Raw genomic sequence first — 12437 nt, forward strand, 5'->3', positions numbered from 1 at the left:
ATGTTGCAAACCCTCCATCGCGGGACAAGCCCGCTCCCACAGAGGTCAGCGCTTGCCACCAGTTCTTTGCGCCACAGGTCAGGCTTGTGGCACTGCGCCTGTAGGAGCGGCCTCGTGCCGCGAAAGGGCCGCAAAGCGGCCCCAAAGACCTCAAGTCACGACTTGGTAGCACGGCACATACGCCGCCCCCCCAGGCAACTTCATCCGGTGCTGGTCGACGAACGCCTGCAGCAACCGCCCCAGCGGATCCAGCACGGCGCTGTCACCGCGAATCTGGTACGGCCCGTGCTCTTCGATCAGGCGAATGCCCTTGTCCTTGACGTTGCCGGCCACCACTCCGGAAAACGCCCGGCGCAGGTTGGCCGCCAACTCGTGAGGCGGCAGTTCCCGACGCAGGTCCAGGTTGGCCATGTTCTCGTGGGTCGGGTCGAACGGGCGCTGGAAGCCTTCCTCGATCTTGAGCAGCCAGTTGAAGTGGAAGGCGTCGTTTCGCTCGCGGCGGAACTGCTTGACCGCCAGCAGCCCTTCGACCATATGTCGGGCCACCTCGGCCGGGTCGTCGATGATGATCTTGTAATGGCGCTGGGCTGTTTCGCCCAGGGTGGCGCCAACAAAGGCGTGCAGCTGCTGCAGATAGGCCTCGGCGCTGCGCGGGCCGGTGAGGATGACCGGGAAAGGCAGGTCCTGGTTGTCCGGGTGCATGAGGATGCCCAGCAGGTACAGGAACTCCTCGGCGGTACCCGCGCCACCGGGGAAGATGATGATGCCGTGGCCGACCCGCACGAAGGCTTCCAGGCGCTTCTCGATGTCCGGCAGGATCACCAGTTCGTTGACGATCGGGTTGGGCGCTTCGGCGGCGATGATGCCCGGCTCGGTCAGGCCGAGGTAGCGGCTGCCGTGCATGCGCTGCTTGGCGTGGGCGATGGTCGCTCCCTTCATCGGGCCTTTCATCACGCCTGGGCCGCAACCGGTGCAGACATCCAGCTTGCGCAGGCCCAATTCGTGGCCGACCTTCTTGGTGTACTGGTACTCCTCGTTGCTGATCGAATGGCCGCCCCAGCACACCACCATCTTCGGCTCGACGCCCGGGCGTAGGGTGCGGGCGTTGCGCAGCAGGTGGAAGACGTAGTCGGTGATGCCTTGGGAACTCTCCAGGTCGATACGCTGGCTGGCCAATTCGCTTTCGGTGTAGACGATATCGCGCAGGGCGCTGAAGAGCATCTCGCGGGTGCTGGCGATCATCTCGCCATCGACGAAGGCGTCGGCGGGGGCGTTGAGCAGCTCCAGGCGCACGCCGCGATCTTGCTGGTGGATGCGCACCTCGAAGTCCTGGTAGGCCTCGAGGATGGTCTTGGCGTTGTCGACATGGGCCCCGGTATTGAGGATGGCCAGGGCGCACTGGCGGAACAGGGTGTACAGACTACCGGTACCGACTTCACTCAGTTGCTGGACTTCACGTTGCGACAGCGTCTCCAGGCTGCCTTTGGGGCTGACGGATGCGTTGATGACATTGCGTTGGGGCATCTAAGTCTTTCCTGTGCGTGTAAAACTCCTACTTGGACACCACCATACCGACAAATGCGCACGGCAACGAGGGGGGCGCCGAAAAAGCCTAGCCGAGCAGACGTTGTACACCCAGGGTGATCGCCAGCCCGCCGCCGATCAACCACAGGTTCAGCAATGTCCCGGTGAGCAAGGCGCGCGGGCCTGCCTGGCGGATCTGGCTGAAGCGGGTTTCCATGCCCAGGGCTGTCATGGCCATGGTCAGGGCAAAGGTGTCCAGGTTGTTGATCGAGGTGACCAGCGGTGCAGGCAATACCTGCAGCGAATTGACCAGCACCAACAGCAGAAAGCCAAAGGCGAACCATGGCACCGCGATGCGACCGCCACCCTGGGCCTGGCCCGGCGCGCGCGAGCGGCTGATCCACAGGCCGACCACCAGCAGCACCGGCACCAGCAGCAGGACCCGGGTCATCTTGACGATGGTGGCGATGTGCGTGGCTTGCGGGCTCACGTTGCTGGCCGCGCCTACCACCTGGGCCACCTCGTGCAGGGTACCGCCGAAGAACAGACCCACGCCCAAGGTATCGAGTTGTACCCACCCGGCGCTCACCATCAGCGGATAGAGGAACATCGACAGCGTACCGAACAGCACCACGCTGCCCACGGCCATGGCGGCCTTGTGTGGCTGCGAGCGCAGCGCCGACTCGAACGCCAGCACCGCCGCCGCACCGCAGATCGCGCTGCCGGCGGCCGTGAGCAGGGCGGTGTCGCGGTCCAGCTTCATCACCTTCATGCCGACCCACAGGCCGACCAGCAGCGTGCTGACGACCACCAACAACGAGACGGTGAGCCCCGACCAACCCACTTGGGCGATTTCCTGCAGGCTGACGCGCAGGCCGAAGAAGGCCACCGCCAGGCGCAGCAGGTTGCGCGCGGAAAAGTTCACACCTGCTGCCCAGCTCTCCGGCAGGCCATGGCGCAAGGCATTGCCATACAGGGCACCGGCGACGATACCGACGATGAGTGGGCTGATGCCCAGCCCGGCGATGGCGGGCAAGGCTGACACTTGGGTGACAGCGAAGGCGAACAGGGCAACGAACAGGATGCCATTGAGCCGCCCACGCGTGGAGTGGGTGGGCGCGAGGGCCGGAGTAGCAGGGGCCGTGGTCATGGTAGGACCTCCGAACGGTGACGAGATGAGGTCTACGTTAATTCAGTTATAAGCTTATAAAAAATCGTACTTTGAGATGTAAAATATCCGTTTAGCTGATATTTTTGCCAAATGACCCCAGAACAACTGATAACGTTCGCCACGGTTGCCGAGCATGGCAATATCAGCCACGCCGCGAACGCACTGCATTTGTCCCAGCCAGCCGTCTCGGGCCAGCTCAAGCTGTTGCAAGAAGCGTTCGGCGAGCCGTTGTACCAACGCGCAGGCCGTGGCGTGCGCCTGACCGCGGCCGGCGAGCAGTTGCTTGGGCATGCCGAGCGCCTGCGCGAAACCTTTCGCCAGGCCCAGGCACTGCGTGATGCCATGCGCGGCCTTGAGCGCGGCACGTTGCGCATCGGTGCGAGCACTACGCCGGCCAGCTATCTATTGCCTTATCTGCTGGCGGATTTTCATGGGCGTTACCCGGATGTAGTCGTCACCACGACCAATGGCAACACCTCGGAAATCGTTGCGGCGCTGGAAACCCTCGATATCGCCCTGATCGAAGGGCCGCCCGGCCAGGAGCTGGCGTTGGGCACCGAAGTCACGGCCTGGCGCGAAGATGAAATCGTCGCCATCGTCCCGGGCAACCACCCTTTGGCGAGCGGCAGCCAGACGCAACCCCTCGCCGTGTTGGGGGCTTACCCATTGGTGCTGCGCGAAAGTGGTTCAGGCGTGCGGCAATTGGTGGAGCGCGCCTTCGCCCGTGAGGGCGTGGCGATGCGTGTAGCGCTGGAGATCGCCGGAGTGGAAGGGGTGAAGGAGGCAGTCAGGGCAGGGATGGGCATCGGCTTCGTGTCAGCGATGTCGATTCGTCATGAAGACAATGCCCTGCACCGCCTGGGCATTGCGCCACAGCCCCTGACACGCCATTTCTCGATCCTGATGCCCCATGCCGCGACACCTTCGCGGGCGGCTGCTCGGTTCATGGCGCTGTGCCTGGGCCAATAGGGGGTCATGGTCGGTATTGAATTACGCTGCTGCTGATTCCTCTATCGGGCCCGCCCGGCACTGTTCTCGCGCAACGCCTTGGCCACCTGTGCTTCGATCTGGTAGGCCGGCCTCTCGAGCTCGTCATAGTTACGCGTATACCGCCGGGCGAATTCCTCGACTCCCAGTTCCTGGTATTGCTGCACGTGCTTGAGCTCATGGGCCCAGAGCGCGACATTGTCCTCGGCATCCTGCGCCCGGCGGAAGATGATCGTGTCGATCAACGTCACCGCGTTCACATCCGGGTTTTGCAATATGGCATTGGCCGCGCTCATCTGCTTTTCGTTGCCTACCCGATAACGCGCTGCATCGAGCACGGCGAAGTCGTACCACGGCTCGAGCTGGACACGGATGTGCAGAGGGATCGGCTGGGTGCCGGCTGCGCTCGCCTCGTCACGGGCCTGGTGCAACGCGAAAGCCAGGCTGCCGGAGGCCATGGTTTCCACGTCCTTGAATATCTGGCCCGCCTGGCCGGGGTCGATCGGCGCGCAGAAGCAGCCCATCAGGCACACCTCGTACTGGCCGGGCGGGCAGGCGGTTTGCGCGTGTACAGGAAGGGTGAACAAGAGGCCGAACAGAAGATTAGCGCGTTTCATTCAAGGTCCTGTCGACAAAACCACGACTGCCTCCAGCACCTGGGCTTGAACATCCTCACCGGCCAACATGCTGACCCCTGTGGGAGCGGGCTTGTCCCGCGATCAAGGGCGAAGCCCTTGCCAGGCGACGGTGATATCGGGCCTCGCCCAATCGCGGGACAAGCCCGCTCCCACAAGAGACCCGTAAAATCAAATAGTTATGGGTTGTTCTATGAGGGCGGCTCGTCCCGCGCTTGCGCTGCGAAATGGCCCAGGTACGGATCAGAAGTTGGCCGGGGTATTGGCGCTGATGATCTCGGCTTCGTCGGGGCCGATGTTCTTGAAGCTGTGCGGCAGGGTGGTGGGGATGTAATACCCGTCGCCGGAGTTGAGAATGCTCACATGCCCATCGACCCACAATTCGACGGTGCCGCGGGTGACCAGGCCGCATTCTTCGCCTTCGGAGTGCACGATCGGCTCGCCGGAGTCGGCGCCTGGGGCATAGAGCTCGCGCAACATGCGCATCTGACGACCTTCCACACTGGCACCGACCAGCAGCATGCGCAGGCCGTTACGGCCCAGGTCCGGCTGCTCGCCAGCGCGGAATACGTAGCGCTCTTCGCGCACCGGTTCGTCGAAACTGAAGAACTCGGCCAGGGACATGGGAATCCCTTCGAGCAGCTTTTTCAGGGAACTGACCGAAGGGCTGACACGGTTCTGTTCGATCTGCGAGATCGTCGAGTTGGTCAGGCCACTGCGGCGGGCCAGTTCCCGCTGGGAGAGGTTGTTGCGTTCACGCACCAGTTTGAGTCGTGTCCCCGTGTCCATAGCCGCCTTGTTAGATAGAGAGGTGTCAAAAATAATGGGCGACGCATTAAAGCATACTCTGGGCGGCAGCGCGCTGTGCTCGTCAGTGGCGTTGGTCGGCGGGCGTCGGCCACAGCCCGACCACCAGCAACAGCACGGCCACCGCCAGGAACGGCAGGCGTGGGTCCAGGGCATAGACCAGGGTGCCGGCCAACGGCCCGATCACCGCCCCCATGCCTTGGGCGGCGCCGACGGAGCCGGCGGTGGCGCCTTGTTCCGAGGCGTGCATGGCATTGGCCGCCAACGCCGAGAAGGCCGGAAAGACAAAGCCCATGCCGCCAGCCGCGACGAAGAACGCGGCCCACAGCCAGGGCGCGCTGGCGGCCAGCGCGGCGCAGGCGAAGCCCAGGGCCGAGACACTGGCACCGATGCGGATCATCTTCAGCGGTGGCCACTCCAAACGACGCAGCAGCACCTGCACCAGTATCAGCGCAACGCCCACGGTGGTCAGGGCGATGCCGGCAGCCTGGGCGGCATCGGCCGGGCCCAGTTGCAGGCGATCAAGGGCGAAGAAACCCACGGTGATCTGCGACACCGTCACGCTGAGCATGGCGCTGAAGGCGACCAACAAGGGGCGACGCAGGCGTCGGTCACCTAGCCGGACCGGGCTTGGTGCATGGCTGTGTGCCAGTGGTTGCGGCTTGAGCTTGAACAGCAGCACGAGGAAGGCGCTCGCCGGCAGCAGCGACATCACATAGAAGGGCATGCTCAGGCTGTGGCGCGCCAGCAGCGCCGCCAATGCTGGGCCCAGCACCAGGCCCACGGCGTTGGCCGCGCCCAGCGAGGCCATGGCTCGCACCCGGCGTTGCGGCTCGACATGGTCGGCGATCAGGGCATTGGCGCTGACCGGCAAGGCGGCGTAGAAGGCGCCGATCAGCCCGCGGGTGAGCATCAGGCCGACGAACGCCAGGGTCGCGCCAGGCAGCCAATGCAAGGCACCGTCGATGAACAGGCACAGCAACCAGTAGGACACGGTGAAGCCCGCACTGCCCAGCAGCAGGATGCGCCTGCGCCCGTGAAGGTCGGCGGCGCGTCCCCAGGGGCGTGCCAGCAGCACCCAGACCACGCCGGCCACGGTCACCGCCGCACCGGCCTGCCAGGTCGCCATGCCGAGCAGGCGGGCGATCGGGCCCACCAGGGAGACGAACGCCATCATCGACATGGTGCAGGCCATGCTGACCAGCAGCAGGGGGCGTAGGTCCAGGGTGGGCGCGGCAGGGGCCTTCGCGAGGGTCATGGGCAGTCCAGGCAGTTCGGAACAGAAGGGCAGATGGTAGTGACGATTGCCCGTATCTGTCGACTCGGCTGCCCATCACCGTGTCATTCGCCTCGGCGCAAAGGGCCAGGCCACATGGCACGCAGCACGCCATCCCGACGCACCAGAGCATGCATCAGCGCCGCGCCCAGGTGCACCAGCACCGTGGCGAACAACACGTAGCCGGCCCAGCCATGGGCCTGGCGCAGGACGGCGTACAGCTGCAGGTCATGGGGCACGATGGCTGGCAGTTGCAGGGGCCGCGGATAGCCACCGGCTGACAGCATCGCCCAGCCGAGCAGGGGCATGGCCAGCATCAGCGCATAGAGCAGCAGGTGCGAGGCGCCGGCCGCCATGCGTTGCAGCGGCGGCAGGTCGCGCGGCAACGGTGGGTGCGCCAAGGTCAGGCGCAGGCCGATGCGCACGATCACCAGGGCGAGCAGGGCAAGGCCGGTGGCTTTGTGCAGCTCGACCAGCAACGGATGACGGGGCGACAGGTCGCCCACCATGCTCACGCCGATGAACAGCATGGCTAGGATCAGCACGGCCATCAGCCAATGCACCAGGCGGACGAGGGGGTGGAAGGCGGTGGCGCTCATGGGCGTGCTCCGGTGGCGAGGGACTCGCGGCTACGGCGGTTGAAGGATTCCGAATAGGCTGCCGAACGCGCAGCGAGGATCGGGTCGTCGGACGGCTCGATGCCGTGAGGCAATATCAGTGGGTCGAAGTTGATATCGCGGCAGGCGCCTTGCTCGGGGGCGTCGACCTGCTCGACCACCAGCGTCCCGGCGTCGATGCTGCGCCGCCCAGCTGGCCACGGTTGGGACGGATCATTCACGGGGTCGCCTGGCTCGGCCAGCACCAGGCGCAAGGTCCAGCGCAACGGGCCCTGGGCCAGACGCTGTCGAAGGTCGTGCTGCAGGTACAGGTTGTCCTCGACGTGCCCCGGCAAGGGCGCGAATGCCGTTTGCGGCTCCAGTTGCCAGCGCACCGGGTGGGTCTGGCCGCCACCGTCTTTGAGCACGAAGGCGTTGATGCTGTGATACTGGGTGCTGGCGAAACTGTCGCTGGGCTTGTAGGCGGACGCCCATTGGCGGAAGGCCGCGCTTTCTGGGTGCGCAGCGAAGAATGCCTGCATCTTGGACGGGTCGGGCTTTTTCGTGGTGGGGTCTGGCGTCATGGCCAGGACCTGTTGATAGAACGCCTGCGGCGTGGCGACCGCCAGCACCGGTGGGTTGTTCATGCCGGTGCGCCAGACTTGCCCGTCGTCGGTACTGAACTGCAAGGCCAGGCTGCGCACCGGGATGCTGGTGTCGGGGCTGAACGGGTTGGCGCCGCCGATGGCGAAACGCCCGATCACCGGCACGCGCGGTTGGCTGAAGACCCGGGCGCGGGAGAGCGGTTCTGCCAGTCCGCTGCTTTGGAAATAGCCGCTGACACACAATCCCTTGGCGTGGTTCTTGCGATAACCGGGGTAATGCCCGGCCTGGGCCTCGAAGGTGTCGATGATGCGCTGGGGCGTCAACGCTGGTGTACCTATCCAGCCGGCGGCGTAGGCAAAGCCTGCCCCCAGGGCCGCCATGGCGGCGCCGATGGCGGCCAGACGCAGGGCTTTGGCAGGGCCGTGCAAAGGTGTGTTCATGATCAGGATCCGCGCATTGAGTGAGCCGGTACGACGTAATCGGGAGGCTTTTATTCCCAGGCGAGGAATAAATTTCAGCCCCAGGCGTCTGCTCATTAGACTGACAGCCTTCAAGGACCGGGACCTGAACATGCATGACCTGGATGAACAACAGTGGCGCGAGCTGCTTCAACGGCTACGCCGTTTCGCCTTGTGGCTGTGCCATGAGTCGGGCAATGCCGACGACCTGGTGCAGGCCACGGTCGAGCGCGCCCTGAGCCGTGGTGGGCAACCCCGTGAGGCGGACAGCCTGCGGGCCTGGTTGTTCACCATCCTGTACCGGCTGTTCCTCGATGGTAAGCGCCGCGAGCGCCTGCATGCGCGCTGGCTGGCCTGGTTCGGACGTGCCCAGGAGGAGGCCATTGGCGGCGAGACCGAACGCATCGTCCTGGCGCACGCCGACCTGCGGGCCTTCGCCCAGCTGTCTACCGAACAGCGGGCATTGCTGTTGTTGGTCACCGTCGAGGGCTTGAGCTACAAGGAGGCGGCCCAGGCCTTGGATATTCCCATCGGCACGGTGATGTCGCGCCTGTCGCGCGCCCGTGCCGCCCTGCGTGAGCTGACCGAGGGCAACCCTACACCCCCGGCTTTGCGGAGACTGAAATGACCCGGCTGATTCCTTCCGAGGACGAATTGCACGCCTACGTCGATGACCGGTTGCCCCCGGCGCGGCGCGGCGAAGTGCAGGCGTGGCTGGCGGCCAACCCGCACGAACAGGCGAGGGTCGAGGCTTGGCGCAGCGATGCCAGGCGTTTGCGGGCGGCCTTGGCGGGCTTCCCCGACATGGCAGGCCAGGCTCGGCTGGATCTTGAGCATCTGCGGCAACGGCTGCACCAACGCCGACGGCGGCTCTGGGCGTCGGCGGCGGCGTTGTTGCTGGCGTTGGGAGTGGGTGGGCTCGGAGGCTGGCAGGCGCGTGAGGCAACCCTGTTTACAGGCGTGCAGCCCATGGAGGATGCGGTCCAGGCCCATCGCCTATTCGCTGGCGGTACGGCATTGGACATGCAGGCCACCGACCCTGCGCGGCTCCAGGACTGGCTACGGCGCCACTTCGAGCAGGTCGGGCAGTTGCCTGACCTTGCCGGCTATGGTTTCCAGCCGGTGGGCGCTCGGTTGCTCAGCAACGAGGAGGGCGCAGCGGCCTTGCTGGTCTTCCAGGATCGACAAGGGGAGCGCATCAGTCTGTTCCTGCGCTCGCCAAGCGAACGCTATGCACGCATGCCGAATGGGCAGCGAACCGACGGTGGGCTGCAAGCCCGTTATTGGTCCCATGGTGCCTACAACTTCGCCCTGGTCAGCGAGGCGGACGATGCGCGTGGGGAGCAGGTCCGGCGGGCTTTGGGGGTGAGCCTGTGATGCGTTTAGTGCTTGCGAGTCGGGGATGCGCTCACCAGCCCTACCGCGGGGCAAGCCCGCTCTCATAGAACAACGCATAACTATTTGATTTTGCGGGCCTTGTGGGAGCGGGCTTGTCCCGCGATAGGGCCGGGCCTGATATCACCGTCGCCTGGCAAGGGCTTCGCCCTTGATCGCGGGGCAAGTCGGACCGCCGCACCGCCGCTCCCGCAGGGGGACCAGCGCTAGTCGCTTGTTCTTTGCGCGACAGCGCAGCTCAAGGGCTGGGTGATCTCCCACAACGCGGAAGCCGGCGTGCTCCGCGATAGGGCCAGAGCCAGGCGACTGGATTCTGGCAAACCCTACCTCAATGCCCTTTCAACCCCACCTAGCAGCAAGCTTTCCATCAGTTCAAGCGCCTGCGCCTCACTCAAGCCTCGCCCCAACAACAACCCAGGCAGTTGATTGAGCAGCGTCGCCAGCACATGCCCCGTAGCGGCCAACGTCTTTCCCTGCACTTGGGGCTGTGGTGCGATCAGATGCAACAGCCCTTTTTCGTAGCGTGCCCGCAGCTCCATCAGCCGCGCCTGCTGCGCTTCGCTCAGGCAGCAGAAGTCCCGTTCGGCCAGGCGAAACTGCATGGGGCGCTCCACATGCAACTGCCAGTGCGCGGCAATCAGGCGGGGCAATACCGCCTGTCCACGTGCCAGCGCCCGGCGTCCCTGGTCCAGGGTTGCCTGCAATTCCTCGTACAGCTCCTCTATCAGGTCGTACAACAGGTCCTGCTTGCTTGGGAAATGGTGATACAGCGAACCTGCGGTCAGGCCCACATGCGCAGCCAATTCGCGCATGCTGACCTGGCCAAAGCCTTTTTCGGCGAAGAGCGCCATGGCCTTGTCGCGGCGCTCTTCGAAATTCGCACAGCGCAGGGCGGCATTGACTGGCATGGCGCTCGCTCCCGATCAGTAGGTGAAGAAACCGCGGCCGCTTTTACGCCCCAGGTAGCCGGCGGCGACCATTTCCTTGAGCAGCGGGGCAGGGCGGTATTTGCTGTCGTTGAAGCCCTCGTGGAAGGCCTCCATGATCGCCAGCAAGGTGTCCAGGCCGATCAGGTCGGCCAGGGCCAGCGGGCCGATCGGCTGGTTGCAGCCCAGGCGCATGCCGGTGTCGATGTCCTCGGCACTGGCCAGGCCTTCCTGGCGCACGAAGATCGCCTCGTTGATCATCGGCACCAGGATGCGGTTGACCACGAAGCCTGGGCGGTTGCCGGCGGTAATCGGCGTCTTGCCCAGCTTTTCGGTCACTACCAGCGCTTGGGCATAGGTGCTGTCGCTGGTCTGCAGGCCGCGGATGATTTCCACCAGGGCCATCATCGGCACCGGGTTGAAGAAGTGCACGCCGATGAAGCGCTCCGGGTGCTCGATGCTGGCGGCAAGGGCTGTGACCGACAGCGACGAGGTGTTGGTGGCGATCAGGCAGTCATTGCCGACATTGGCGGCGACCTGCTTGAGAATACGCTGCTTGAGCTCGAGGTTCTCGGTGGCTGCCTCGATCACCAGCTGCGCGCTGGCCAGCTCGGCGTAGTCGGTGCTGGTGCGGATGCGCGTTCTGGCCGCCAGGGCCTTGTCGGCTTCCAGGGTGCCTTTGTTGACCTGGCGCTCCAGGTTCTTGCCCAGGGTCGCCACGCCACGCTCGAGCGCGGCCTCGGACACATCGATCAGCATTACCTGGTAGCCCGCCACTGCACAGACCTGGGCGATGCCGTTGCCCATGGTGCCGGCGCCGATCACGGCGATCTGTTGAATGCTCACGTCCAGACTCCTCAAACGCGCTCGAAGACCACGGCGATGCCTTGGCCGCCGCCGATGCACATGGTGGCCAGGGCATAGCGGCCCTGGGTACGGTGCAGTTCATGGATGGCCTTGGTGGCGATGATCGCACCGGTGGCACCGACCGGGTGGCCAAGGGAGATGCCCGAACCGTTGGGGTTGACCTTCTCCGGGTCGAAGTCCAGCGCGCGGGCCACGGCGCAGGCCTGGGCGGCGAAGGCTTCGTTGGATTCGATCACGTCCAGGTCGTGGATGGCCAGGCCGGCCTTCTCCAGCACCTTGCGCGTGGCCGGGATCGGGCCCAGGCCCATCAGTTCCGGCTCGACGCCGGCGTGGGCGTATGCCACCAGGCGTGCCAGGGGTTTGAGGCCCAGGCGACGCACGGCGTCACCGGTGGCCAGGACCAGGCCGGCTGCACCGTCGTTGATGCCGCTGGCGTTGCCGGCGGTGACGCTCCCGTCTTTCTTGAACACCGGCTTCATGCCGGCCAGTTGCTCGGCGGTCACTTCGGCGCGCACGTGCTCGTCGGTGGCGAACTGCACGCTGCCTTTGCGGGTCTTCAGCTCAATGGGGACGATCTGGCTGGCGAAACGGCCTTCGGCAATGGCTCGGGCGGCGCGGCGCTGGCTGGTCAGGGCCAGCTCATCCTGCATGTCCCGGGTGATGCCATGCTTGGCCGCAACGTTTTCGGCGGTGATGCCCATGTGGAAGTGTTCGAAGGGGTCCTGCAGCACGCCCACGGTGTAGTCGATGCCTTGCAGGTCGCCCATGCGCGCGCCCCAACGGGCTTGCGGCAGCAGGTAGGGACCGCGGCTCATGGACTCGGCGCCAGCGGCCAGGGCCACGTCGGTATCGCCCAGCAGCAGGGTCTGCGCCGCCGATACGATGGCCTGCAGGCCCGAACCGCACAGGCGGTTGACGTTGAAGGCCGGGGTTTCCTTCGGTACGCCGGCATTCATCGAAGCGACGCGGCTGAGGTAGGCATCGCGCGGCTCGGTGGGGATCACGGTACCCATGACCACATGGCCGATGTCGCTGGCGGCCACACCCGAACGCTCGATGGCGGCGCGGCTGATGGCGCTGGCCAGGTCTGCCAGCGGCAGGTCCTTGAGAGACCCACCGAAACCACCGATGGCCGAACGGACTGCACTGACGACGTAGATTTCTGCGTTGCTCATGGAAGGCTCCGATT

General features: G+C 65.2%; 13 protein-coding genes. 3 read left to right on the forward strand and 10 right to left on the reverse strand.

What is annotated here, in order from left to right:
• Positions 1-150: 150 nt before the first annotated feature.
• Together ppnN and ACNFG0_RS01070 are read right to left on the reverse strand one after the other, a co-directional pair.
• Positions 151-1524, reverse strand: coding sequence for a nucleotide 5'-monophosphate nucleosidase PpnN (ppnN, locus tag ACNFG0_RS01065; RefSeq protein ID WP_416763806.1), 1374 nt, complete (start codon positions 1522-1524; stop codon positions 151-153).
• A gap of 88 nt (positions 1525-1612) precedes the next feature.
• Positions 1613-2674, reverse strand: coding sequence for a YeiH family protein (locus ACNFG0_RS01070; RefSeq protein WP_416763808.1), 1062 nt, complete (start codon positions 2672-2674; stop codon positions 1613-1615).
• 111 nt (positions 2675-2785) lie between these two features.
• On the opposite strand from ACNFG0_RS01070, the gene ACNFG0_RS01075 reads away from it, so the two are divergent.
• Positions 2786-3664, forward strand: coding sequence for a LysR family transcriptional regulator (locus tag ACNFG0_RS01075; protein ID WP_416763810.1), 879 nt, complete (start codon positions 2786-2788; stop codon positions 3662-3664).
• A gap of 41 nt (positions 3665-3705) precedes the next feature.
• Here the strand turns inward: ACNFG0_RS01075 and ACNFG0_RS01080 are convergent, their stop codons facing one another.
• The 5 genes from ACNFG0_RS01080 to ACNFG0_RS01100 all read right to left on the reverse strand — a co-directional run bounded on the left by ACNFG0_RS01080 (position 3706) and on the right by ACNFG0_RS01100 (position 8048).
• Entirely contained in the window at positions 3706-4299 is a 594-nt protein-coding gene (locus tag ACNFG0_RS01080) for a DUF4157 domain-containing protein (protein ID WP_416763811.1), read from the reverse strand.
• Positions 4300-4560: 261 nt separating this feature from the next.
• Positions 4561-5106, reverse strand: a complete 546-nt coding sequence (locus ACNFG0_RS01085; protein WP_196143115.1) for a cupin domain-containing protein — start codon at positions 5104-5106, stop codon at positions 4561-4563.
• 82 nt (positions 5107-5188) lie between these two features.
• Positions 5189-6382, reverse strand: coding sequence for an MFS transporter (locus ACNFG0_RS01090; RefSeq protein WP_196143114.1), 1194 nt, complete (start codon positions 6380-6382; stop codon positions 5189-5191).
• An 83-nt stretch (positions 6383-6465) separates the two neighbouring features.
• Positions 6466-6999 (reverse strand): cytochrome b, encoded by a 534-nt coding sequence (locus tag ACNFG0_RS01095; RefSeq protein WP_416763812.1) that lies wholly within the window; start codon positions 6997-6999, stop codon positions 6466-6468.
• Entirely contained in the window at positions 6996-8048 is a 1053-nt protein-coding gene (locus ACNFG0_RS01100; RefSeq protein ID WP_416763873.1) for a catalase family peroxidase, read from the reverse strand. The genes ACNFG0_RS01095 and ACNFG0_RS01100 overlap by 4 nt, the downstream gene beginning before the upstream one ends.
• Positions 8049-8172: 124 nt before the next feature.
• Between ACNFG0_RS01100 and ACNFG0_RS01105 the strand changes: the two genes are divergently transcribed.
• Both ACNFG0_RS01105 and ACNFG0_RS01110 read left to right on the forward strand, forming a co-directional pair.
• Positions 8173-8688, forward strand: a complete 516-nt coding sequence (locus ACNFG0_RS01105) for a sigma-70 family RNA polymerase sigma factor (protein WP_196143112.1) — start codon at positions 8173-8175, stop codon at positions 8686-8688.
• Positions 8685-9437, forward strand: coding sequence for an anti-sigma factor family protein (locus ACNFG0_RS01110; RefSeq protein ID WP_416763813.1), 753 nt, complete (start codon positions 8685-8687; stop codon positions 9435-9437). Before ACNFG0_RS01105 ends, ACNFG0_RS01110 begins: the two co-directional genes overlap by 4 nt.
• A gap of 341 nt (positions 9438-9778) precedes the next feature.
• Here the strand turns inward: ACNFG0_RS01110 and ACNFG0_RS01115 are convergent, their stop codons facing one another.
• The 3 genes from ACNFG0_RS01115 to ACNFG0_RS01125 are packed head-to-tail and all read right to left on the reverse strand — an operon-like array spanning position 9779 to position 12423.
• Positions 9779-10363 carry a TetR/AcrR family transcriptional regulator gene (locus ACNFG0_RS01115; RefSeq protein ID WP_196143110.1) on the reverse strand — a complete coding sequence of 195 codons (585 nt, stop codon included), beginning with the start codon at positions 10361-10363 and terminating at the stop codon, positions 9779-9781.
• Between the two features lie 15 nt (positions 10364-10378).
• A complete protein-coding gene (locus ACNFG0_RS01120; RefSeq protein ID WP_416763814.1) occupies positions 10379-11227 on the reverse strand; it encodes a 3-hydroxybutyryl-CoA dehydrogenase in 849 nt (282 codons plus the stop codon).
• Positions 11228-11238: 11 nt separating this feature from the next.
• Positions 11239-12423 (reverse strand): acetyl-CoA C-acyltransferase family protein, encoded by a 1185-nt coding sequence (locus ACNFG0_RS01125; protein ID WP_416763816.1) that lies wholly within the window; start codon positions 12421-12423, stop codon positions 11239-11241.
• Between the last annotated feature and the right edge of the window lie 14 nt (positions 12424-12437).

Source organism: Pseudomonas sp. NY15372, from assembly GCF_048068215.1.
In the GTDB taxonomy this organism is placed as follows: domain Bacteria; phylum Pseudomonadota; class Gammaproteobacteria; order Pseudomonadales; family Pseudomonadaceae; genus Aquipseudomonas; species Aquipseudomonas guariconensis_A.